We start from the raw sequence: 22,155 nt of genomic DNA, 5'->3' as shown, positions 1-22,155 counted from the left end.
AGCTCCCCCACAGGGCCCCGGGTGCATATCCCCCCACATGCTCCACCAGAGAAGAGACCATCCCCGTGAGTCCGCTGCGCCCACCGAGCTCCCTGCGTCCCTCCGGGCCACGCATCAAGAGCCCCCACCAGCTGATCGCCGAGTCCGGTGCCGACCTGGAGGGGCACGGCCTCAAACGCACCATGGGGCTCTTCCAGCTGGTGTGCTTCGGTGTCGGCGCCGTCGTCGGCACCGGAATCTTCGTCGGCCTCTCCGACAGCGTCGCCGAGGCGGGCCCCGCGGTCGTGCTGTCGTTCGTGCTCGCCGCGATCACCTGCATCTTCACCGCGTTCTCCTTCGCCGAGCTGGGCAGTGCGATCCCGGTGTCCGGCAGCTCGTACTCCTTCGCCTACGCGACCCTCGGCGAACGCATCGCGTTCCTCGTCGGCTGGTGTCTGCTGCTGGAGTACGGAGTCTCGGTCTCCGCGGTCGCCGTCGGCTGGAGCCAGTACGTCAATGAGCTGCTGAACAGCTTGTTCGGCTGGCAGTTGCCGGCGGCCCTCTCGGCGGGACCCGGCGACGGCGGAGTGATCAATCTGCCCGCGGTCCTGGTGGTCATGATGGCCGCCACCCTGCTGGTGCGCGGCGTCCGGGAGAGTGCGGGGGCCACCACCGCGATGGCGGTCCTCAAGATCGCCATTCTGATCATGTTCTGCGTCATCGCCTTCACCGCCTTCGAGCATGGGAATCTCACGCCGTTCGTCGCCCACGGGGCGGGCGGGGTCACCGCCGGTGCGTCGCTGGCCTTCTTCTCGTACATCGGCTTCGACGCCATCACCACCGCGGGCGAAGAGGTCAAGAACCCGCGGCGGAACATCCCGATCGCGATCATGGTCTGCATCGGCCTCGTCACCCTGCTCTACTGCGCCGTCGCGCTCGCCGCCATCGGTGCCCTCGGCCCGGAGGCCGTCGCCGACAAGCCGGCCGCGCTCTCGATCGTCGTCGACCAGGTCACCGACTCGACCGTCGGCGGTGGAATCATCGCTTTCGGAGCGGTCGTCGCGATCGCGTCCGTCGTGCTCGCGGTGATGTACGGGCAGACCCGCATCCTGATGTCGATGTCCCGCGACGGTCTGATCCCGCGGGTCTTCGAGCGGGTCTCGCCGCGGACGGCGACACCGGTCGCGAACACCTGGATCGTGGCGGCCGTTTTCGCGATCCCGGCGGCCTTCTCGTCGCTCGACGTGGTGGTGAATCTGACGACCATCGGCACGCTGGGCACCATGGTCGCGGTGAACATCGCGGTGATCGTGCTGCGCCGCCGAAACCCTGAGGTGACGGGCTCGTTCCGGGTGCCGCTCTACCCGGTGAGCCCGCTCCTGGGTGTCGTCTTCTGCCTCTATCTGATGTACGGGACGGGCTGGGCGACCTGGGTGCAGTTCGCCGTCTTCCTGATCGTCGGTGCGGCGGTGTACGCCTTCTACGGCCGCAGCCGTTCCCGTCTGGCCGCTGCCGACGCGGGTTGATGAGGGCGGCCGGTCAGCTCCGAGATGTCCGGTCAGCTCCGAGGCGTACGGGACGGCAGGGTGAACCACACCGCCTTGCCGTGCTCCGTCGTGCGGTGACCGCAGGACGAGCTGAGTGTACGGATCAGCAGCAGACCCCGGCCGTGTTCCTGCCAGGGGTCCGGCGCACTGCCGGGCTCCGGATAGGAGAGATCGCCCGGCGGGGCCGGGTCGCGGTCGTGCACCTCCACCTGGCAGCCGGTCGGCAGGAGCTCCACCACCAGCTCGATGGGTTCGTCGCTGCGGGTGTGCTCCACGGCGTTGGCGACCAGTTCGGCGGTGAGGAGCTCGGCGGTATCGGAATCGGCCGGTGCTGCGATGTCCGCCAGTGCCGTACGGATCAGGGCGCGAGCGACCGGTACGGCCACCGTCGAATGCGGCAGGGCGATCCGCCAGGAGGCGGGGAGAGGGACATCGGAGGGCACAGCACGGTTTCCGTTCCGGAGTTCACGAACTTCCTGGAGGTCAAGACTTCTCGGTTTCAACTTTACGAAGTGAAACGACACGGGCAAGGGGCCGCCGACCGGTACGAAGGGGACGTTCGGCATTAAGTTCTCACGCTCCGCCTATTGCGTGCTCGTGACGGGAGTCACGTACGAGTGATAAGTTCGTTCGCAGGTAGCAGCCCGACGGCTGAAGGGGAGCCCCCTCGATGAGCCCGTTTCCCAGCTCCGCCCCCCGTACGGATGACTGGCGCCATCTGCGGCTGACGACGGACGACGGAGTTGCCACCGTCACCCTCGCCCGCCCCGAGAAACTCAACGCTCTCACCTTCGGTGCCTACGCCGACCTGCGCGACCTGCTTGCCGAACTGTCCCGCGAACGCACCGTGCGCGCTCTGGTGCTCGCGGGGGAGGGCCGCGGTTTCTGCTCAGGCGGAGATGTCGACGACATCATCGGCGCGACACTCGCCATGGACACCGCCCAGCTCCTCGATTTCAACCGCATGACCGGCCAGGTGGTGCGGGCCCTACGTGAAACCCCCTTCCCCGTCATCGCCGCCGTACACGGCGTGGCCGCAGGTGCCGGCGCGGTTCTTGCGCTGGCCGCCGACTTCCGGATCGCCGATCCGTCCGCCCGCTTCGCCTTCCTCTTCACCAAGGTCGGTCTCTCCGGCGGCGACATGGGCGCCGCCTATCTGCTGCCGCGCGTCGTCGGCCTCGGCCATGCCACCCGGCTGCTGATGCTCGGCGAACCGGTCCGCGCACCCGAAGCGGAACGGATCGGACTGATCAGCGAGCTGACCGAAGAGGGCCAGGCGGATGTGCGTGCGGCAGCACTCGCCCGCCGCCTCGCCGACGGACCGGCCCTCGCCCTCGCCCAGACCAAGGCGCTGCTCACCGCCGAACTCGACATGCCGCTCGCCGCCGCGGTCGAGATGGACGCCGCGACCCAGGCCCTGCTGATGCACGGTGACGACTACGCCGAATTCCACGCCGCCTTCACGGAGAAGCGGCCACCGAAGTGGCAAGGCCGGTAGCACGATGCCGCCCGACACCAGCGCGACCGGAACCGGGCCGTCCGCCGCGACGGCGCCCGGCGCGAATCGGACCGGCGTGAAGCGCATCGCGGTCATCGGCGGCGGCCCCGGCGGACTCTACGCCGCGGCCCTGCTCAAGCGGCTCGACCCGGAACGCGACATCACCGTCTGGGAGCGCAACGCCCCCGAGGACACGTTCGGCTTCGGCGTCGTCCTCTCCGACGAAACCCTCGGCGGCATCGAGCACGCCGACCCCGTCGTCTACCGGGCACTCCAGGACGAGTTCGTACGGTGGGACGACATCGACATCGTCCACCGCGGCGTGACCCAGACCTCCGGCGGTCACGGCTTCGCGGCGCTGGGCCGGCGCAGACTCCTGGAGATCCTGCACGAACGCTGCGACTGGCTCGGCGTACGGCTCCGCTTCCGCACCGAGGCACCGCCGGCCGCCGAGCTGGCCGCCGCCTACGACCTGGTGATCGCCGCCGACGGCGTGCACAGCCTCACCCGCGCCGCGCACGCCGACACCTTCGGCCCCCGCCTCACCACCCACCGCTGCCGCTACATCTGGCTCGCCGCCGACTTCGCCCTCGACGCCTTCCGCTTCGAGATCGCCGAGACCGCCTACGGGGTGATGCAGCTCCACGGCTACCCCTTCTCGGCCGACGCCTCCACCGTCATCGTCGAGATGCGCGAGGAGGTCTGGCTCGCCGCCGGATTCGACACCTGCGACGTGGAGCACTCGACCGTACGCTGCGCCAAGATCTTCACCGAGGCGCTCGGCGGCCGGCCGCTGCGCTCCAACAACTCCTCCTGGCTCACCTTCCGTACCGTCGTCAACGCCCGCTGGTCGCACGGCAACACGGTCCTCATCGGCGATGCCGCCCACACCGCGCATTTCTCCATCGGCTCCGGCACCAAACTGGCCGTCGAGGACGCCCTCGCGCTCGCCGCCTGCATCGAGGAACAGCCCGACCTGCCGGGCGCACTGGCCGCGTACGAGACCGAGCGCCGGCCGGTCGTCGAATCGACCCAGCGGGCCGCCGCGGCCAGCCTGCGCTGGTTCGAGGAGCTCGGCACCTACGTCGACCAGCCGCCCCGCCAGTTCGCCTTCAACCTTCTCACCCGCAGCCGCCGCGTCACCCACGACAATCTGCGGCTGCGCGACCCCTCCTTCACCGCCGCCGTCGAGGAGGAATTCGGCTGTGCCCCGGGCACCCCGCCGATGTTCACCCCGCTGCGGCTGCGCGGCCTCGAACTCCGCAACCGCGTCGTCGTCTCACCCATGGACATGTACTCGGCCGTCGACGGCGTCCCCGGCGACTTCCACCTCGTCCACCTGGGCGCACGCGCACTCGGCGGCGCAGGGCTCGTCATGACGGAGATGGTGTGCGTCAGCGCCGACGGCCGCATCACCCCCGGCTGCACCGGCCTCTACACCCCCGAACAGGCTGCCGCCTGGACCCGGATCACCGACTTCGTCCATGCGAGCGCACCCGGTACGGCCATCGGCGTCCAACTCGGTCACTCCGGGCGCAAGGGCTCCACCAAACTGATGTGGGAAGGCATCGACCAGCCCCTCGACCACGGCAACTGGCCGCTCACCGCCGCCTCCCCGATCCCGTACACCGACGGCGTCAACCAGGTCCCGCACGCCTTGGACCGGGCCGGCCTCGATGCCGTACGCGAACAATTCGCAGCCGCGGCCCGGCGTGCCGACCTCTGCGGCTTCGACCTGCTCGAACTCCACTGCGCCCACGGCTACTTGCTCTCCGGCTTCCTCTCGCCGCTCACCAACCACCGCACCGACCACTACGGCGGATCGCTGCAGGGCCGACTCCGCTTCCCCCTCGAAGTCTTCGACGCGATGCGCGCCGACTGGCCCGACGACCGGCCCATGACCGTCCGTATCTCCGCCACGGACTGGGCCGAGGGCGGCACGACGGCCGAGGACGCCGTCGAGATCGCCCGCGCCTTCGTCGCCCACGGAGCCGACGCCATCGACGTCTCCACCGGTCAGGTCGTCCCCGACGAGAGCCCCGAGTACGGCCGCTCCTACCAGACCCCGTACGCCGACCGGATCCGTAACACGCTGTGCGTGCCCGTCATCGCGGTCGGTGCGATCTCCTCCTGGGACGACGTGAATTCACTGCTGCTCGCGGGCCGGACCGACCTGTGTGCCCTGGCCCGTCCCCATCTCTACGACCCGCACTGGACGCTGCACGCGGCGGCCGACCAGGGCTACAGCGGACCGGGCGCGCCCTGGCCGCTCCCGTACCGTGCGGGCAGCCGCACCCCGCCGACGGGCCGCACGGACGCACCGAAGCCGCGGCTCACTCTGGGATGACAGGCAGGCACGCGTGGCAGAGACAGGCATCGGGGTGCGGAGCCCCGTGACGGGCATGCCGTTCCTCCCCGGCGACCCGCTCCAGCAGGGCGGCCGGCTCGTCGGCCTCCTGTCTCGTGGCAGCGCCCGGACCGGCACGCCGCTGCAGCACGGCCGGGATGTACACCAGCTGCGCCCGGCAGGCGTGCAGATGGCGGGTCCCCGTGGCGACGGTGATCCAGCGGCCGGTGTGCCGCGCATGTCCCATCGTGGTCAGCTGCTGGTGGCCCATCCCGGGACAGGTGTCGATGACATACACCTTCGCCCGTCCCGGTACGCCTTCGTGCCGGGACGGAGCTCCTGCCCGAGGTCCCCGTACCGCCGCCACCGCACCACATTCGCCGCGACCAGCCACGCAGGTTCCGGCGGTCGGCTCATCGCTCTGCCGCGCTGATCAGCAACCGGTCCGAGACCGCCCGGTAACCGATGCGCTGATACACGCCGTTGCTGGTCGGGTTCGCGAGGTCGGTGAAGAGCAGCACCTCCTGCGCGCCGTCCTCCCGTGCCGCCCGGCTGACCTCCGCCGTCACCGCGGCCGCGTAGCCCCGGCCGCGGTGCTCGGCAGGCGTGTAGACCGGCGCGATCCGCACCGTGCCCGCGATCCGCGGGGAGACGCCCGCCATCGACACCGGGACGCCGTCGACCTCCCAGAGGGTCAGCCTGCCGGACGCCGTCCGTTCGTCCACCTGCCGTTCGGCATGGGTGGCGGGCCGGCCGACCTCGTCGGCGAACGCGAGGAACCAGCGCACCAGCAGTTCCCGGTCGGCGGCGGTGGCGGTTCTGGGCCGGCCCGAGGGGGCGGGGGAGGGCGGGATCAGTGTCCCCAGCCGGTAGAGCCGCTGCTCCTGGACGACCCGGTGGCCGGGCCAGTTGGCGGCCAGCGCCTCGGCGACGGCCCGGTCCGCGTTGACCTCGGTCAAAGAGAGCGAGGCGGCCAGCGGAGCGACCGCCTCCGGGGCGATGGCTGTCAGTACCGGCGGATGCGGCGGTGTCTGCACGAGCGTCCCCGCGACCTCGCCGTCCGCCCCGCGCCACCAGCCCAGCAGCGGGTCGGCGTCACCGTAGGCGTGCGGGCCGCTGCGGCGCAGGGTCGCGGTCACGGTCAGAACAAGGGTGTTCTCGGCGGGCCGGGCGACCAGCGAGGCGCCGGCCGCGTCGAGAAAGGCGTTGACGTCATCGGTGAAGGTCCAGGTCATGCCTCATCCTGCCGGGTGTGCGTGGAGCGAGACACCCGCATTTCCGGGTCAGTCGTCCCGCAGCCGGAAGCGCTGCAGCTTCCCGGTGGCGGTGCGGGGGAGGGCGGGCAGGAACTCGATGACGCGCGGGCACTTGTGCGGGGCCAGTTCGCTCTTCATGTACGTGCGCAGCTCGTCGGCGTCCAGTTCCGCGCCCTCTCGCAGCACCACGTACGCCACCACGATCTGGCCGCGCAGCTCGTCCGCCCGGCCCACCACCGCGGCCTCGGCCACCGCGGGGTGGTGCAGCAGGGCGTCCTCGACCTCGGGGCCCGCGATGTTGTAGCCGGAGGAAATGATCATGTCGTCGGCGCGGGCGACGTAACGGAAGTAGCCGTCCGGCTCGCGCACATAGGTGTCGCCGGTGAGATTCCAGCCGTGCGCCACGTAGTCCCGCTGGCGCTCGTCGGCGAGATAGCGGCAGCCGACCGGACCGCGGACGGCGAGGAGTCCGGGCTCCCCGTCCGGCACCTGCCTGCCCTCGCGGTCCAGCACCCGGGCCTGCCAGCCGGGCACGGGAACTCCGGTGGTGCCGGGGCGGACCGCGTCGTCGGCGGCGGAGATGAAGATGTGCAGCAGTTCGGTGGCGCCGATGCCGTTGATGATGCGCAGACCCGTCCGCTCGTACCAGGACCGCCAGGTGGCGACCGGAAGGTTCTCGCCGGCCGAGACACAGCGCCGCAGCGCGCTCAGGTCGTGCTCGTCGATGTGGTCGAGCATCACGCGGTAGGCGGTCGGTGCGGTGAACAGCACCGAGACACGGTGGGCGGCGAGCGCGGGCAGCAGCTGCGTCGGGCCGGCCTGTTCGAGCAGCAGGGCACTGGCACCGGCCCGCAGCGGGAAGACCACCAGACCGCCGAGCCCGAAGGTGAAGCCGAGCGGCGGACTGCCCGCGAACACATCGTCGGACGTGGGGCGCAGGACATGGCGCGAGAACGTGTCGGCGATGGCCAGCACATCCCGGTGGAAGTGCATACAGCCCTTGGGGCGCCCAGTGGTGCCCGAGGTGAACGCGATCAGTGCGACATCGTCCGCCGCCGTGTCCACCGGACGGTACGGCCCCGTCCTGGCCTCGGCCAGGTGCAGCAGATCGTCCGGGGCGTCACCTCCGTACGCCGTGATCCGCAGCCCCGGCACCTGAGCCTTCACCAGGTCGTCGACCGCCCGGATGTCGCACAGTGCGTGGCTCACCCGGGCGATCGAGCAGATGGTGGCGAGCTCGGCGGACCGCTGCTGGGCCAGCACTGTGACGGCGATCGCGCCCGCCTTCAGCACCGCGAGCCAGCAGGCGGCCAGACGGGGTGTGGTGGGGCCGCGCAGCAGGACACGGTTGCCGGGTACGACCCCCAGATCGGAGGTGAGGACATGGGCGATCCGGTCCACCCGGTCCCGCAGCTCCCCATAGCTCCAGACTCCGCCGTCGGGCGTACGGAAGGCGGTGCGCCCGGGGCCGAAGCGGTCGACCGTACGGTCCAGCAGTTCGGCCGCGCAGTTGAGGCGGGCCGGATACTGCAGTTCGGGAAGGTCGAAGAGCAGTTCCGGCCACTGGTCCGAGGGTGGCAGGTGCTCCCTGGCGAAGGTGTCGAGGTGCGCTGAGGTCTTCGGGTCCATGACGGATCGCCCCCTTGTCGCCTCTGGAGCGTATCGTTTGGGTGACGGTAGTCAACGGTCCGCGATAAGAAGAGAAGACGAGACGCGACAAGAGAGGCGCCGGTATGACGGCATTCTCGCTCGATCCGGCACAAATCGCCTGGTGTGAAGAGCTAAGAGCCCTTGCCGAGCAGCAACTGCGCCCCCTCGCCGAAAAAGGCGACCCGGGCCACGTCAACCGCCCCCTGATCGCCGCACTCGGTGAGTCCGGCCTCCTCGACCGACTGCTGAACTCCGGCGCCCTCGACCTCTGCCTGCTCCGCGAGTCCCTGGCCCGCGGTTGTACGGAGGCCGAAACCGCACTGGCCCTCCAGGGCCTCGGCACCCACCCCGTGGTCCAGGCAGGCACCCCGGCCCACCGCGAACGCTGGCTCCCCGAGGTGCGCGCCGGCCGCGCTGTCGCCGCCTTCGCGCTCAGCGAACCGGGCGCGGGCTCCGACGCGGCCGCCCTGGCCCTGAACGCCGAACACGCCCCCGACGGCTGGCGGCTGACCGGCGAGAAGTGCTGGATCTCCAACGCACCCGAGGCCGACTTCTACACCGTTTTCGCCCGTACGACCCAGGGCGCCGGATCACGTGGCGTCACCGCGTTCCTGGTCCCCGCCGACCGACCCGGACTGACCGGCACCGCACTCGACATGCTCTCGCCGCACCCCATCGGGGGCCTGGTCTTCGACGGCGTCCCGGTCACCCCCGACGATGTGCTCGGCGAACCGGACCGCGGCTTCCGGGTCGCCATGAACACCCTCAACCTGTTCCGTCCCAGCGTCGGCGCCTTCGCCGTCGGCATGGCCCGCGCCGCCCTCGATGCCACGATCGCGTACACCGCCGAACGCACCGCGTTCGGCGGTCCGCTGAAGGACCTTCAGGCCGTCTCCCACCAGGTCGCCGAGATGGCCACCCGTACCGAGGCCGCCCGGCTCCTGGTGTACGCGGCCGCCGCCGCATACGACGCGGGGGAGGCCGGAGTACCGCGCCGCGCGGCCATGGCGAAGCTGTACGCCACCGAGACCGCGCAGTACGTCGTCGACACCGCCGTCCAACTGCACGGCGCCCGCGCCCTGCGCCGCGGTCACCTCCTCGAACACCTCTACCGGGAGGTCCGCGCCCCACGGATCTACGAGGGCGCCAGCGAGGTCCAGCGCACGATCATCGCCAAGGAGCTGTACGCGAACCGGGAGGCGTCCGCATGAGTCCGGTCCACCGGATCAACCCCGCCGAACTCTCGCCGCCCGCGGGCTTCTCGCACGCCGTCACGGCCACCGGCGGCCAACTGGTCTTCCTGGCCGGGCAGACCTCCCTCGACCAGGACGGCAAGGTCATCGGCGCCGCCCTGCCCGAGCAGTTCGCGACGGCGCTCACCAATCTGCTGACCGCCCTGCGCGCGGCGGGCGGCGCCCCGGCGGACCTGGCCCGGGTCACCGTGTACGCCACCGATGTGGCCGACTACCGGACCCATGCCGGGGAACTGGGCCGCATCTGGCGTCAGTTGGCGGGCCGCGACTATCCGGCGATGGCGGTCATCGGAGTGGCGAGACTCTGGGACGAGCAGGCGCTCGTCGAGATCGACGGGGTGGCGGTGCTGCCGTGAACGCGCCGGACGGGCCGGCCATGCCGAGCCCGTCCGGCAATGCGCGGATCCGCGCGGATCAGTAGGGCTTCACCAGCACATGCGCCGCGCCCGGAATGCCGACCTTCAGCAGTTCGTCCTCCTCGGGCGTGGTCCCGGTGCCCGTCTCCTGCTTGAGCACCGCACGCGACATGGCCTGCACCCACATGGCGCGCGGACGACGGCGCGCCTCCCACGCTTCGAGGGCCGCGGCCACACCGGCCTCGGCGTCCAGCGACTCGGCGAGCACCAGCGCGTCCTCGACGGCCATCGCCGCACCCTGCGCGATGTGCGGGGTGGAGGCGTGCGCGGCGTCACCGGCCAGCACCACCCGGCCGACGTGCCACGGCTCCTCGACCGTCACCTGGGAGATCCGTGAGTACACCACCGCGGCCGGTTCGGTGACGGCGGCGAGCGCCTCGGCGACCGGTCCGGAGAACATCGCCAGCCGCTGCGTGAGCTGCTCATGGGCCCGCTCCGGGTCCGGCCGGAATTCCTCGGACTCCGCGAACACCGCACCCAGGTACATCAGTTCATCGGTGATCGGGGTGAGCAACGCCTTGGCCTCCTTGCCCGCGGTGCCCATCACCACACCCCGCACCTGGGGCTGCCGGGGCACTGTTACACGCCAGTTGGCGAAGCCGGTGTACTCGGGGGCGTAACGGTCCCCGTACAGCCGGGTGCGCAGCGGCGAACCGATGCCGTCGAAGCCGGCCACCAGGTCCCAGCGGCCGGTGGAGCCGTCGGAGAGGGCGACGTCCACGCCGGAGCCGTCGTCGGTCAGCTCGGTGATGGTGGTTCCGAAGCGGATCGTGGCCCCGGCGGCGACGGCGGCGGCGCTGAGCACCTGGGCCAGGGCGGGGCGCGGGATGCCGTTGTTGGAGGGCGCGTCGCCCATCCGCGGCTGCGGTATCTCGGCGAGCGTGTTGCCCGCCGGGTCGGCGATGGTCAGGATCTCCCACTCGAAGCCCGCCTTGAGGCAGTCGTCGAGAACCCCGATCTCCCGCATCACATGGAGGGCGTTGGACGGCTGGATGATGCCGACGCCGAGTGCGTCCAGCTCGTCGCGGAGCTCGGCGACCTCGACGGTGTGGCCGCGCCGGGCCAGCGCGGTGGCGAGGGTGAGCCCGCCGATGCCGCCGCCGTGAATCAGGACGTGCAGGGGTGATGCCATCTCAGATCTCTCCAGAGCGAGAAAAGTAAGGGGGAACGAACGGTCAGCCGGCCGCGACGGGCAGGCTCATCAGGTGGTCCACCAGGGCCAGCAGCACGTCCCGGCCGAACGGCCGCTCACGGACGTCGCCGATCAGCAGCGGAACATGCGGATCGAGGTCGAGAGTGGCCCTGATCTCGTCCGGCGTACGGGTGTTGTGGCCGTGGAAGCGGTTGATCGAGACCGCGAACGGGATGTCCCGGCTCTCGAAGAAGCGACGGCCAGTACGAGCAGGGCCGTCCGCAGCGACATGGTGGTCGATTCGGTCCGCCGTGAGGCGCGCGTGCGCAGGGCGTGCTCCTTGACGATGATGCCAGCCTCACGACTGGTCAAATCCGTTGAGAACTTCGACGCATCGATATTAGTCACACTGCAAAAATGAAAAGAAAGTGGGCTCACCAGTGCATCACTGATCACGCACATCTCCGCCATCGAGACCCGGAGGTGCCGCCCGGTCCGGACCGGTCCGAGTAGCGGGTCGGGTGATCGCGAGGGACGCTCCGTGGTTCAAGCGGTTGATCACCGCGCACGAGGTGCATCTGTTCTTCACGCCGGGCCGGGATGAGGCCGAGTGGGCCGCTGATGTGACGTACTGTCACGAGCATCTGCCGGCAGGAGACGCGTCGCCGATGGCGGGGCCGCCATGGACCCGGCCGTCATCGCCAAGCTGCTGTCCAGCGGGTCCTCGAACCGACGACTCGGACGGCTCACCGAACGCGAGCACTCCGTGCTCGGCCTCATGGCCGAAGGATTGTCCGATCAGGCCATCGGCCGGCAGCTCTTCCTCAGTGAAAGCGCCATCAGCAAGTACACCACCTTCCTGTTCGGCAAACTCGGCATCACCAGTGGCGACAACACCGTCGCGTCCTCGCGGTCCTCACCTACCTGAACAAGCCCTGACCGACCGGGTCGACGCCGGGACCCGCGCGGAGGCGGCCCGTCAATCTCCCGGGCGGGATGCCTCGGTGTAGCGAATGCGGTCGACAATCAGCTCGCTCCGCAGGGAGAATCGGCCGCCATGCGGAAGAACAGAGCCACGATACTGATCCTGGCGGGCATCCTCCTGATCTCAAATGTCGTCCTGCTGACGATCCTGGTCAGTACGAACATGTTGTCCGAGGGTGATGTTGCGATAGGCAAGGCCGCCCCCCGAGGTGCGCCTGTCAACCTTCCTGTGCTCAAGGGTGGGGCAATCCTGCCCGCGAATCAGTGGCCGGACGCGTGCTCGTTCGTGGACCAGGAGGAGATCAAGGCGATCTTCCCTGGCGTCAAGAACATCGAACAGGAGAGCCGCCCGATCAATGCCTTGTCCATCAAGGAATTTGCTGCGGACTCTTCGTGGAAAGAGAGTGACAGGTCCGAGTCCGGCCAGTGCCTCTACAGCATGCGCCTTCCGGGCGAGACCTACAGCGCTACCCAGTTCTGGTTCCGGATCGAGGCCGTGGCCGACCCCAAGTTGATTGCCAGCTACGTCGATCGTGCCGCGCTGGGAACCAATACCAACCAGGGTGCGAGGGGTGCGGATCACTGTGTCATCACCGGGAACCACGAGGGCAGTTGGAACTGCCGCAAAGGCCCGCTGCTGTTCACCGTAGGCGGGCAGACCACCGTGACTTTCAAGGGCATGCCGGCCCCAGCACCTTTCGTCTGGCGGGACGATGTGCTCCCTGAGTTCGTCCAGACCATCGCCGCGAAGATCAAATAGCTTCCCCAGAAACGGCAGAAACTACGTTCATCTGCGCGGGCCCGGTGTCGCCGAGTACAAGACCAGCCACCCCTGTGCGGCGATCAGCGGCTGTTTCCCGGACGAGGCCGACGGCTGCTGGTCCCACCGGCCATCGCGCCGCGGCGGAGCTCGGAGGAACCTGCGGGATGTCGCACAGGCGTCGCTCCAGGAGACCCGGATGATGCTGTGCGGTTGCGGACGCACCGGGAACGCGCCGTACTGCGACCACGGCGGGGTCTGCGGCGAGCACAAGTGAACCCACCGCGCCGAGCGGGGCGCGGCGCGCCGTACGGGTGAAGCACGGTCGGGGATATATCTGTATTTAGTGCCCTTTGCCCGTGACGCATCGCCCAGGCCCCGGACGCCCGACCGGGGCGGGCGCGGAACGCCCCCCGGGGCCGTATGACCGCGCTCGTCGTCTGCCACTTCGTCCTGGCCGCCTGCGCGAGCCCGCTGGTACGAGCGCTGGGCAGGCGCGCCTTCATCGTGCTCGCGCTGCCACCTGCCGCCGCCACCGTATGGGCCGCCACACAGTGGGACACCGCGGCGTCCGGCGGCTCGGTCACCTGGTCGTGGCAGTGGATGCCGGCGTACGACGTCACCGCCGATCTGCGGCTCGACGCACTCGCCGAACTGATGGTGCTGCTCGCGGCCGGAATCGGCACGCTCGTCCTGCTGTACTGCGCCTCGTACTTCACGGACGAGACCCCACAGCTGGCCGGCTTCGCCGGGAACCTCCTCGCGTTCGCGGGCGCCATGCTCGCCCTGGTCCTCGCCGACGACCTGATCTCGCTCTATGTGTTCTGGGAACTGACCACCGTCTTCTCGTACCTGTTGATCGGGTACGACAGCGAGCAGAAACACAGCCGCCGCTCTGCGCTCCAGGCGCTCACCGTGACCACGCTCGGCGGCCTCGCGATGTTCGTCGGCTTCCTGATCATCGGTCAGTCGGCGGGTACCTACCGGATCTCCGCCATCCTCGCCGACCCGCCCGGGGCGAGCCTCGGCGTCTCGGTCGCCGTGGTGCTGATCCTGTGCGGGGCCCTGTCGAAGTCGGCGATCTGGCCGTTCAGCCTCTGGCTGCCCAACGCCATGGCCGCGCCCACCCCCGTCAGCGCCTATCTGCACGCCGCCGCGATGGTGAAGGCCGGTGTCTACCTGGTTGCCCGGCTTGCGCCCGGCTTCGCCGACGTGCCGGTCTGGCGCCCCGTCGTGATCGTCCTCGGCGCCGCGACCATGCTGCTCGGCGGCTGGCGCGCGCTGCGCCTGAACGACCTCAAGCTCGTCCTGGCCTACGGCACCGTCAGCCAGCTCGGCTTCCTCACTCTGCTCGCCGGAGTCGGCAACCGGGACACCGCACTGGCCGCCGCCGTCATGATCCTGGCCCACGCCCTTTTCAAGGCCCCGCTGTTCCTGGTCACCGGCATCGTCGACCACGCGGCCGGCACCCGGGATCTGCGCAAGCTCTCCGGTGTGGGCCGGGCGCTGCCGCACGTCTGCACGGTCGCGGTGGTGGCCGCGGCGTCCATGGCCGCCCTGCCCCCGCTGCTGGGCTTCGCCGCGAAGGAGGCCGCGTTCGAGGCGCTGCTGCACGGAGACACCGCCGACCGCTGGGCGCTGGGCAGCACGGTCGCGGGCTCGGCGCTGACCGTCGCGTACACGCTGCGGTTCGTCTGGGGTGCCTTCGCCCGAAAACCCGGGGTCGAGGACACCCCGGTGCACCGGGTCGGCTGGGCGTTCCTCGCGCCGCCCGCCCTGCTCGCGGTCTGCGGGCTGGTGCTGGGACCTGGCGTCGGATGGGCCGACCGGCTGCTCAGTGCGTACGCGGACACGTTCCCCCCGTCCCCGCATCCGTACCATCTCTCGCTCTGGCACGGATTCGGGACCGCCCTCCTGCTCTCGGCCGTCGCCATGGCGGGCGGCGTGGTGCTCTTCGCCGTACGCACCACCGTGACCCGGCTCTCCCGGCGGATCGCCTGGCCGACCGCCGACAGCGTCTTCGGTCACCTGCTGCTCGGCCTGGAACGGCTCTCCCTCCAGCTCACCGGCCTCGTCCAGCGCGGCTCGCTCTCCGTCTACCTCGCCACCACCCTGCTCGTGATGCTGGCCGGCCAGCTCACCGTCCTCGGAGTGGACCGGCCCTGGCACGGGGCGGCCGTCCCAAGGGTCTGGGACGCACCGCTGCAGGGCGCCATCGCCGTGCTGACCTGTGCGGCCGCACTCCTCTGTCTCACCGTCAGGCGCCGGATGAAGGCAGTGGTCCTGGCCGGGCTGACCGGGTACGGCGCGGCGCTGCTCTTCGTCGTCCAGGGCGGTCCGGACCTGGCGCTCACCCAGTTCTGCGTCGAGACCGTGTCGATGATCGTGTTCGTGCTGGTGCTGCGGCGGATGCCGGTGCACTTCCAGGAGTCGGTCAGTACCTGGCGGCGTGCCGCACGCATTCCGGTGGCGCTGGCCGCAGCGGCGACACTCGGCGTGGTGGTGTGGGTCGCTGCGGCCGCCCGCAGGGCCGCCCCGGCGGGCGCGGCCATGGTGGAGGAGACCGCCCACCACGGCCTCAAGGACGTCGTGGCCACCATCCTGGTCGACCTGCGCGCCTGGGACACGATGGGGGAGTCCGCCGTGCTTGCCGCGGCGGCGATCGGGGTGACGAGCCTGATCTACCTGCACCGCCGCACCGAGGGATCGTCGCTGCGGGAAGAGTTGCACGGGCGTACCGCTTGGTCGCTCACGGCCCCCGAAATGACGGGGCTTCCGCACGGCGACGAAGGGGCACCGGAGCGCAGCTGGCTGGCGGCCGGCTCGACGCTCGCACCCGAGCACCGCTCGATCGTCTTCGAGGTCGTGGCCCGGCTGCTGTTCCACCCAATCCTGGTGCTCTCGGTCTATCTGCTGTTCTGCGCCGAGAACATGCCGGGCGGCGGCTTCGTCGGCGGGCTCGTCGCCGGGCTCGCCCTGATCACCCGCTACCTGGCGGGCGGCCGTTTCGAACTCGCCGAGGCCGCGCCGCTGCAGCCCGGACTCTTCACCGGCCTCGGCCTGTTCATCTCCACCGGCGTCGCCCTGCTCGGCCTCGGCGAGGGAACGGTCCTGCACGCCTGGACCCACCACGGCCGGCTGCCCCTGATCGGCGAGTACCACCTGGGCACCCCGGTCCTCTTCGACTTCGGCGTCTATCTGCTGGTCCTGGGCGTGGTGCTGGACATCGTGCGCGCCCTCGGCGCCAAGATCGACCGGCAGATCGAGCGAGCAGCGGTCGAAAAGGCAGCCGCGGCGAGCACCACCACCCGCCCGGGAACCGCACCCGGGACGGGAGGCACGCCCGGATGAGGGTCAGCTTCTCGCTCCTGGCCACCGCCTCGGTGCTGTGCGCGGTCGGCGGCATCCTCATGCTCACCCGGCCCCTCACCCGCATCCTGCTCGGCGCGGTGATCGCGGGCAACGGCATCAATCTGCTCGTCCTCGCCGCGAGCGGATCGGCAGGCCGGGAACCACTCCTCTACGGCGTCCCGCTGGGACAGGTCACCGACCCCCTGCCGCAGGCCATCGCACTCACTGCGATCGTCATCACCCTCGCCACCACGGCGTTCCTCCTCGCCATGGCCTACCGCAGCCACCAGCTGACCGGCACGGACGAGGTCCACGACGACCTGGAGGACCGGCGCATCGCGCTGCGCTCCGAGGTACTGGGGGAGCGGGACGAACTGCGTGAGCGGTACCGGGCCGCCCCGGACGTCACGGACGAGGAACGCGCCCGGTACCGCGAGGAGCGCCGCCGCCTGAGGGCCAGGCTGCGCGCCGACCGAGCCCTGCAGGCCCGCGGCCGGTACGCCACCGGAGACCTCTGGCACGACGTACTGGGCGCGGACCCCGCGGACTACGCCCAGCAACAGGACCACCCCGCCGACGCCGACCCAGGAGCCACCGGATGAACGCACTCGTCCCCCTGCCGGTGCTGCTGCCGCTCTGCGCCACCGGCCTGAGCCTCGCCTTCGGCACCCGGCTCAAGCAGGTCCAACGCCTCATCAGCGTCGCCGTGCTCAGCGCCGTACTCGCACTCTCCCTCACTCTGATGATCGTCGCCGACACCCGCGGCCCGCTCTCCGTCCACCTCGGCGACTTCGCACCACCGCTCGGCATCACCCTGGTCGCCGACCGGCTGTCCGGGCTGATGCTGACCGTCTCCTCCGCCATCACGCTCTGCGTGCTGGTCTACTCCCTGGGCCAGGGCATGGCCGACCGGGACGAGGTAACACCCGTCGCGGTCTTTCACCCCGCGTATCTGATCCTGGTCGCCGGGGTCTCCTGCACCTTCCTCGCCGGTGACCTCGTGAACCTCTATGTCGGCTTCGAGATCATGTTGGTCGCCAGCTTCGTCCTGCTCACCCTCGGCGGCACCGGACCCCGCGTCCGCGCAGGCTCCACCTACGTGATCATCTCGCTGTTCTCGTCGATGCTGTTCCTCACCGCCATCGCCATGACATACGCGGCGACCGGCACCGCCAACTTCGCCCAGCTGGCCGGACGGCTCGCCGAACTCCCGCTCGGGGTACAGACCCTGATCCAGGCGATGCTGCTCACCGTCTTCGCCATCAAGGCCGCCGTCTTCCCGCTCGCCGCCTGGCTCCCCGACTCGTATCCGACCGCGCCCGCACCCGTCACCGCGGTCTTCGCCGGTCTGCTCACCAAGGTCGGTGTCTACTCCATGCTGCGTACGGAGACCCTGCTATTCCCCGGCAACCGGCTCGGCGATCTGCTGATGGCCGCCGCACTCGCCTCGATGGTCGTCGGCATCGTCGGAGCCGTCGCCCAGACCGACCTGAAGCGGATGCTCTCCTTCACCCTCATCAGCCACATCGGCTACATGGTCTTCGGTATCGGCCTCGCCACCCGGGACGCGTACGGCGGCGCGATCGTCTACGTCGCCCACCACATCACCGTCCAGACCACGCTCTTCCTGGTGACAGGGCTGATCGAACGCCGGAGCGGCACCACCGAACTCACCCGGATCGGCGGACTGGCCAAGGCCGCCCCGCTGCTCGCGCTCCTTTTCTTCGTACCCGCCATGAACCTGGCCGGCATCCCGCCGCTGTCCGGATTCATCGGCAAGCTCGGGCTGATGCGGGCCGGTGTCGCCGACGGCGGCGTCTGGGCGTGGATCCTCGTCATCGGGTCGGCCGTGACCAGCCTCCTCACGCTGTACGTGATGGCCAAGGTCTGGAACCTGGCGTTCTGGCGGGCCGCGCCCCCCGGGCAGGCCGCGTACGGCACCGTCCTGGAGTCCGACGCCGACGAGGACGACACCGACGCCGACGAGGGCCCCGACCACATCCCGGGCAGCGGCGACGAACCTGTCCGCCCCCGCCATCAGCCCGCCGGGCGCGCGGTCGCGGCCACCCTGCACGGACACGCCGTCACCACCACCACGAAACTGCCGCGGCCGATGACCGCGGCCACCGCCGCAGCCGTCGCCCTCGGACTCGCCTTCACCGTTTTCGCCGGACCGCTGACCTCCTACACCGACCGTGCGGCCGCCGAACTCCTCGCACGTGCCCCCTATGTCGAGGCGGTGCTCGGCCGGTGAAACGCCTGATCAAGCCGTCCTTCCGGAACAAGGACCTGCCGCCCTTCAGCTGTGAGTTCGGCGGGCGGGGACGTGTGCTCGACCTCCCGCTGATCGCCTGGCTCACCCTCATCTGGGTGCTGCTGTGGTCCAGCCCGAACTGGGCCAACGTACTGACCGGTGTGCTCGTCGCGGTCGCCGTCTGCCTGGCCTTCCCGCTGCCCCGGGTCGACCTCGGGCTCCGTCTGCACCCATGGGGCATCCTGATGCTCGCCGGCTATCTGCTCTACGACATGTACACCTCGGGTGTACGGGTCACCCGGCAGATCTTCGTCGACCATCCGCACCGGGCCGCCGTCATCGCCGTACCGCTGCGCTGCCGCTCCGACCTGATGCTCGCGGCCACCGCCGTCGCCGTGTCGAATGTGCCCGGCGGATCGGTCGTCGAAGTGCGCCGCGCCACGGCCACCGTCTTCCTGCATGTCCTCGACGCGGACAGACCCGCCGCACTCGACGCGGCGCGGCACTCCGTCTGGCGGCTCGAGGAGCTGACGGTACGGGCCTTCGGCACCCCCGACGAGATCGCCCGCGTCGCCGAACCACCGCCACCGATCAGGCACGACAGGGGGGACGGCGCATGAGCGTGCCGGAGACCGTCGACCGGGTACTGCTCACCGCGGCCGTCGTCGTGATCACCGTCGCCGGAGCGGGGCTCCTCACCCGGATCTGGCGAGGCCCCTCCATGCTGGACCGGGCCATCTCGCTGGATGTGTGCGCCGCCCTCATCATCGCGGGTCTCGGCGCCAAGTCCGCTTTCGCGCGCGACCCGTTCTACTTCCCGATCATGCTGGTGCTGGCCTTTCTCGGGTTCACGGGGTCGGTCGGCATCGCCCGCTTCATCGCCGCACGCGACCGGCCGGCGCTGCGGCGAGGTGCGGACGGAACCGAAAGCAGCGACGGACAGGGCGGCAGCGACGGACGCGAGGGGGAAACACGGTGAGTCTCTGGCTCCAGATCCTCGACACGGCCGGTGCGGTGCTGGTCTTCATCGGTGCGGCCATCTGTCTGCTCGGTGTGATCGGGATGCTACGGCTGCCGGACGTGCTGTCCCGCAGCCATGCCGCCACCAAACCGCAGACGCTCGGCATGCTCCTGGTCCTCGCCGGAGTGGCCCTGCGGCTGCGCAGCGGCATGGATCTCGCCACCCTCGCGCTGATCGGCTTCTTCCAGCTGATGACCGGCCCGGTCGCCGCCCACCTGGTGGCGCGATCCGCCTACCGGACCGGCCAGACCGGCCACAGCGAGCTGCTCTTCGACGAACTGGACGAGCAGCTGACCGAGGAGCGCTGACCCTCTCCCGCCGTCAGCAGTCGTGGCGCGCCGCGCTCCGGCCGGGAGCGGGCGCGGTCGGTAGGGGTGACATCGGGGCGGTCCGGCGTCCTGAACGCGAGGCGGGGTGACGGTCAGTGCGTCGGGGTTCGCGCGGCCCGGCGGGTGTACTGGTCCGGGGAGGTGCCCACGGTGGCGGTGAAGTCACGGACGAGGTGGGACTGGTCGCTGTAACCGAGTTCGGTGGCCAGTTCGGCCCAGTCGATGGACGCCCGGCGCATGGCCGCCTCCGCGGCTTCGTGGATCCGGCACCGGTTGATGACCCACTTGGGGCTGAGGCCCACATGATCGGCGAACAGCCATTGCAGCTTGCGCGTGTTCATTCCCAGCCGATCGGCGAGATCGCCGACTCTGGTCAGCGACCTGTCGGCGACGATGAGGCCGACCACGGCGTTCAACGGCCCGGTCGCGGGCAGCGGTTGTGCGTCCAGGGAACGGAGAAGGTTCTCGACGACGGCCGTCGACCCGTTCACGTCGTCCGCCCCAGCCAGCACACGCGCCGTGGCGTCGGCCTCCGCGCCGAACACGGCCGACGCCGCGAACCGCTGCCCGGCGACGGCGGACACCCGGCCACGCAGAAAGGGCCGGAATCCCGCCGGCCGGAATTTGACGCCGAAGACCTGGCCACGGCGCTCCAGCCGTCGCACGAACTCGTGCGGCGAAATGGCCTCGATCGTGGCGGCACCGGCCTCGAACACCAGATGTACGGCGGCGTGCGGGATCACGCGCTGCTCGTAGGACTCCCCGTCCGGCATGTCCCAGCGAACGACCCAGTAGCAGTCCACCGCCCAGGCCAGGTCTGGTGAGGGCAGGTGCCGGGTCAGCTCGAAGTGCTCGAATCCGGCGCGGAAGTCGACGATGCCGCGGGTGTCCTGATCGGTGGGCCGGGTCACGGAACCATGCTAACGAGGCCGCGGTGTCGGGTTTCTTCAAGACTGCGTCAACAGGGCCGCCTAGGCTCCGGCCATGAGTGAAGTCGATCTTCTTGCGGGTGTGCTGTCCAAGACCGGCGACGTCATCGAGGGGGTCGGAGCCGACCAGCTGAGCCTTCCGACGCCGTGCGACGACTACGACGTCGAGGCTCTTGTCAATCACATCGTCGGGTGGCTCCTCGTATTCGAGGCCGGCGCCCAGGGCCGGCCCCACGAAGCCGACGCGGCGAACCACAGATGCGGCGCCGACCCCGCCCGCGAGTTCCGCGCCGCCGCGGCCGGCGTCGTCGAGGGCTGGGAGAAGTACGGCTTCGACCGCCAGGTCACCGTCACGGGCGGCAAAATGCCGGGCGAATCGGTGTTCAGCATGACCGTCATGGAGTACCTGACCCATGGCTGGGACCTGGCGGTCGCCACCGGGCAGCCGATCCCCTACACCGACCAGGAAGCGGCAGAGACCCTCGCCCGCGCGGAGGCCACCCTGCCGCCGCAGTACCGGGGCGAGAACATGCCCTTCGGCCAGATCGTTCGCGTCGACGCGGACGCGACGGCCGTGGACCGGCTCGTGGCATTCCTCGGACGCCGGCCGGTGCCGTCCCCGACGCGTTAGCCGCTTCTCCCGGACACGGCCCATGGCCATACGGCAGCGGAACGGCCCGGCTCGGTCCGGCCAGGAGTACCCTGGAGTTACCGAGGACAATTCGTGCACCCGCTTTCAGGTTGGTGCCGCTCTCGGCGATTCACGACACCGGGCCGGTCATGACCGGCCCGGAGCAGGGTTCGCGTCATGACCGCGATCAGTCAGTACACGTCCGCGGTCGAAGACCGGACCCCTTCTTCGTTGCCGCTCCGACTCATGCTGGCGCCCGCCGGCACCTCTCCGGCTCTGGTCGACGGTGCATGGTGGCCCCGCTCCCGCGACCTGACGACGGAACTTCCGTCGCTGACGGCGGTGCTGGATCCGTTGTGGGGCCGGATCACCCGGGTCACCGTGAACCCCACGTTCTGGCCGGTTGTCCCGCGCAAGGTGCGTGTCACCGGGCATCTGGTCCATGTCGGCTGGTTCAAGGCCGAACAGGACCCCCATAAGCTCCTGCTGCTCTCCTACACGACCGGTCGCTGGGACCTGCTGGTGATCCCGCCGGAAACCGGCCCGGCCACAGCTGCCCGGCTCATGACCGCAGCCACCGACCCCTTGCGGGTTCTCACCGCGAGCGGTCTGATGCGGGAGGCGGAGTTCTTCCGGATCGCGGCCGACGCCGATTGGGACTCGACGCGGGAACTGGTCTGGGACTCCGAGGGTGGCCAGGGCGCATCTCCCCGGATGCCGGCCGCCCGACGAGCCGTTCCCGAGGGAACGGCCCCGGGCGGAGGGGCGTGAAGACCTTCGGCACCAAGGGTTGCCGGCTCCAGCAGGTGATCTCCAGA

20 protein-coding genes and 2 pseudogenes are annotated in these 22,155 nt (G+C 70.2%); 15 read left to right on the top strand and 7 right to left on the bottom strand.

The window, feature by feature from the left end; genetic code table 11:
• Window positions 1–65 precede the first annotated feature (65 nt).
• The gene (locus tag OG609_RS09345) at window positions 66–1,505 is read left to right on the top strand and encodes an amino acid permease (protein ID WP_327272385.1); all 1,440 of its coding nucleotides are present in this window, start codon (window positions 66–68) and stop codon (window positions 1,503–1,505) included.
• Window positions 1,506–1,537: 32 nt separating this feature from the next.
• Here OG609_RS09345 and OG609_RS09340 read toward each other — a convergent pair whose 3' ends face one another.
• Window positions 1,538–1,969, bottom strand: a complete 432-nt coding sequence (locus OG609_RS09340) for an ATP-binding protein (RefSeq protein WP_327272384.1) — start codon at window positions 1,967–1,969, stop codon at window positions 1,538–1,540.
• A 227-nt stretch (window positions 1,970–2,196) separates the two neighbouring features.
• On the opposite strand from OG609_RS09340, the gene OG609_RS09335 reads away from it, so the two are divergent.
• Together OG609_RS09335 and OG609_RS09330 are read left to right on the top strand one after the other, a co-directional pair.
• On the top strand, window positions 2,197–3,024 hold the full coding sequence (locus tag OG609_RS09335; protein WP_114247191.1) for an enoyl-CoA hydratase family protein: 828 nt from the start codon (window positions 2,197–2,199) through the stop codon (window positions 3,022–3,024).
• Between the two features lie 4 nt (window positions 3,025–3,028).
• Window positions 3,029–5,371, top strand: coding sequence for a bifunctional salicylyl-CoA 5-hydroxylase/oxidoreductase (locus tag OG609_RS09330; RefSeq protein WP_327272383.1), 2,343 nt, complete (start codon window positions 3,029–3,031; stop codon window positions 5,369–5,371).
• Here the strand turns inward: OG609_RS09330 and OG609_RS09325 are convergent.
• From OG609_RS09325 to OG609_RS09315, 3 genes are all read right to left on the bottom strand, one after another.
• Window positions 5,358–5,669 (bottom strand): hypothetical protein, encoded by a 312-nt coding sequence (locus OG609_RS09325; protein WP_442817957.1) that lies wholly within the window; start codon window positions 5,667–5,669, stop codon window positions 5,358–5,360. The genes OG609_RS09330 and OG609_RS09325 overlap by 14 nt on opposite strands.
• A gap of 115 nt (window positions 5,670–5,784) precedes the next feature.
• The gene (locus OG609_RS09320) at window positions 5,785–6,606 is read right to left on the bottom strand and encodes a GNAT family N-acetyltransferase (protein WP_327272382.1); all 822 of its coding nucleotides are present in this window, start codon (window positions 6,604–6,606) and stop codon (window positions 5,785–5,787) included.
• 48 nt (window positions 6,607–6,654) lie between these two features.
• Complete coding sequence (locus OG609_RS09315; protein ID WP_327272381.1) at window positions 6,655–8,256, bottom strand: AMP-binding protein; 1,602 nt, start codon at window positions 8,254–8,256, stop codon at window positions 6,655–6,657.
• Between the two features lie 104 nt (window positions 8,257–8,360).
• Between OG609_RS09315 and OG609_RS09310 the strand changes: the two genes are divergently transcribed.
• Window positions 8,361–9,488: an acyl-CoA dehydrogenase family protein gene (locus OG609_RS09310; protein WP_327272380.1), complete on the top strand. Its 1,128-nt coding sequence runs from the start codon at window positions 8,361–8,363 to the stop codon at window positions 9,486–9,488.
• Complete coding sequence (locus OG609_RS09305) at window positions 9,485–9,886, top strand: RidA family protein (RefSeq protein WP_327272379.1); 402 nt, start codon at window positions 9,485–9,487, stop codon at window positions 9,884–9,886. Before OG609_RS09310 ends, OG609_RS09305 begins: the two co-directional genes overlap by 4 nt.
• A gap of 58 nt (window positions 9,887–9,944) precedes the next feature.
• On the opposite strand, the gene OG609_RS09300 is transcribed toward OG609_RS09305, so the two are convergent.
• The gene (locus tag OG609_RS09300; RefSeq protein ID WP_327272378.1) at window positions 9,945–11,078 is read right to left on the bottom strand and encodes an FAD-dependent monooxygenase; all 1,134 of its coding nucleotides are present in this window, start codon (window positions 11,076–11,078) and stop codon (window positions 9,945–9,947) included.
• A 43-nt stretch (window positions 11,079–11,121) separates the two neighbouring features.
• A pseudogene (locus tag OG609_RS09295) lies at window positions 11,122–11,331 on the bottom strand (ATP-binding protein); the annotation flags it as partial.
• Window positions 11,332–11,736: 405 nt separating this feature from the next.
• Between OG609_RS09295 and OG609_RS09290 the strand changes: the two are divergent.
• The 8 genes and pseudogenes from OG609_RS09290 to mnhG all read left to right on the top strand — a co-directional run.
• Window positions 11,737–12,017: pseudogene (locus tag OG609_RS09290) on the top strand (response regulator transcription factor); the annotation flags it as partial.
• A gap of 118 nt (window positions 12,018–12,135) precedes the next feature.
• The gene (locus OG609_RS09285) at window positions 12,136–12,822 is read left to right on the top strand and encodes a hypothetical protein (RefSeq protein WP_327272377.1); all 687 of its coding nucleotides are present in this window, start codon (window positions 12,136–12,138) and stop codon (window positions 12,820–12,822) included.
• 423 nt (window positions 12,823–13,245) lie between these two features.
• Window positions 13,246–16,173, top strand: a complete 2,928-nt coding sequence (locus OG609_RS09280; protein ID WP_327272376.1) for a Na+/H+ antiporter subunit A — start codon at window positions 13,246–13,248, stop codon at window positions 16,171–16,173.
• Window positions 16,170–16,775, top strand: coding sequence for a Na(+)/H(+) antiporter subunit C (locus OG609_RS09275; protein WP_327272375.1), 606 nt, complete (start codon window positions 16,170–16,172; stop codon window positions 16,773–16,775). The genes OG609_RS09280 and OG609_RS09275 overlap by 4 nt, the downstream gene beginning before the upstream one ends.
• On the top strand, window positions 16,772–18,427 hold the full coding sequence (locus OG609_RS09270) for a Na+/H+ antiporter subunit D (RefSeq protein WP_327272374.1): 1,656 nt from the start codon (window positions 16,772–16,774) through the stop codon (window positions 18,425–18,427). The genes OG609_RS09275 and OG609_RS09270 overlap by 4 nt, the downstream gene beginning before the upstream one ends.
• Window positions 18,424–19,047 (top strand): Na+/H+ antiporter subunit E, encoded by a 624-nt coding sequence (locus OG609_RS09265; protein ID WP_327272373.1) that lies wholly within the window; start codon window positions 18,424–18,426, stop codon window positions 19,045–19,047. The genes OG609_RS09270 and OG609_RS09265 overlap by 4 nt, the downstream gene beginning before the upstream one ends.
• Entirely contained in the window at window positions 19,044–19,406 is a 363-nt protein-coding gene (locus OG609_RS09260; protein WP_327272372.1) for a monovalent cation/H+ antiporter complex subunit F, read from the top strand. The genes OG609_RS09265 and OG609_RS09260 overlap by 4 nt, the downstream gene beginning before the upstream one ends.
• Window positions 19,403–19,756, top strand: coding sequence for a monovalent cation/H(+) antiporter subunit G (gene mnhG, locus OG609_RS09255; protein WP_327272371.1), 354 nt, complete (start codon window positions 19,403–19,405; stop codon window positions 19,754–19,756). Before OG609_RS09260 ends, mnhG begins: the two co-directional genes overlap by 4 nt.
• 113 nt (window positions 19,757–19,869) lie before the next feature.
• Here the strand turns inward: mnhG and OG609_RS09250 are convergent, their stop codons facing one another.
• Window positions 19,870–20,688 carry an AraC family transcriptional regulator gene (locus OG609_RS09250; RefSeq protein ID WP_327272370.1) on the bottom strand — a complete coding sequence of 273 codons (819 nt, stop codon included), beginning with the start codon at window positions 20,686–20,688 and terminating at the stop codon, window positions 19,870–19,872.
• A gap of 73 nt (window positions 20,689–20,761) precedes the next feature.
• Here OG609_RS09250 and OG609_RS09245 point away from each other — a divergent pair, with 73 nt between their 5' ends.
• Both OG609_RS09245 and OG609_RS09240 read left to right on the top strand, forming a co-directional pair.
• Window positions 20,762–21,337 (top strand): TIGR03086 family metal-binding protein, encoded by a 576-nt coding sequence (locus OG609_RS09245; RefSeq protein ID WP_327272369.1) that lies wholly within the window; start codon window positions 20,762–20,764, stop codon window positions 21,335–21,337.
• A 177-nt stretch (window positions 21,338–21,514) separates the two neighbouring features.
• Window positions 21,515–22,108 carry a DUF5994 family protein gene (locus OG609_RS09240; RefSeq protein ID WP_327272368.1) on the top strand — a complete coding sequence of 198 codons (594 nt, stop codon included), beginning with the start codon at window positions 21,515–21,517 and terminating at the stop codon, window positions 22,106–22,108.
• Window positions 22,109–22,155: the final 47 nt, after the last annotated feature.

This window comes from Streptomyces sp. NBC_01224, assembly GCF_036002945.1.
Classification (GTDB): Bacteria; Actinomycetota; Actinomycetes; order Streptomycetales; family Streptomycetaceae; genus Streptomyces.
Note: the sequence above shows the minus strand (reverse complement) of the source record. Positions and strands in the feature narration are given on the sequence as shown.

Coding starts and splice junctions, on each gene's coding strand:
- OG609_RS09310 (WP_327272380.1), top strand. CDS start 8,361: ATGACGGCATTCTCGCTCGATCCGGCACAAATCGCCTGGTGTGAAGAG.
- OG609_RS09320 (WP_327272382.1), bottom strand. CDS start 6,606: ATGACCTGGACCTTCACCGATGACGTCAACGCCTTTCTCGACGCGGCC.
- OG609_RS09335 (WP_114247191.1), top strand. CDS start 2,197: ATGAGCCCGTTTCCCAGCTCCGCCCCCCGTACGGATGACTGGCGCCAT.
- OG609_RS09275 (WP_327272375.1), top strand. CDS start 16,170: ATGAGGGTCAGCTTCTCGCTCCTGGCCACCGCCTCGGTGCTGTGCGCG.
- OG609_RS09240 (WP_327272368.1), top strand. CDS start 21,515: ATGACCGCGATCAGTCAGTACACGTCCGCGGTCGAAGACCGGACCCCT.
- OG609_RS09280 (WP_327272376.1), top strand. CDS start 13,246: ATGACCGCGCTCGTCGTCTGCCACTTCGTCCTGGCCGCCTGCGCGAGC.
- OG609_RS09260 (WP_327272372.1), top strand. CDS start 19,044: ATGAGCGTGCCGGAGACCGTCGACCGGGTACTGCTCACCGCGGCCGTC.
- OG609_RS09315 (WP_327272381.1), bottom strand. CDS start 8,256: ATGGACCCGAAGACCTCAGCGCACCTCGACACCTTCGCCAGGGAGCAC.
- OG609_RS09270 (WP_327272374.1), top strand. CDS start 16,772: ATGAACGCACTCGTCCCCCTGCCGGTGCTGCTGCCGCTCTGCGCCACC.
- OG609_RS09245 (WP_327272369.1), top strand. CDS start 20,762: ATGAGTGAAGTCGATCTTCTTGCGGGTGTGCTGTCCAAGACCGGCGAC.
- OG609_RS09305 (WP_327272379.1), top strand. CDS start 9,485: ATGAGTCCGGTCCACCGGATCAACCCCGCCGAACTCTCGCCGCCCGCG.
- OG609_RS09285 (WP_327272377.1), top strand. CDS start 12,136: ATGCGGAAGAACAGAGCCACGATACTGATCCTGGCGGGCATCCTCCTG.
- OG609_RS09300 (WP_327272378.1), bottom strand. CDS start 11,078: ATGGCATCACCCCTGCACGTCCTGATTCACGGCGGCGGCATCGGCGGG.
- OG609_RS09330 (WP_327272383.1), top strand. CDS start 3,029: ATGCCGCCCGACACCAGCGCGACCGGAACCGGGCCGTCCGCCGCGACG.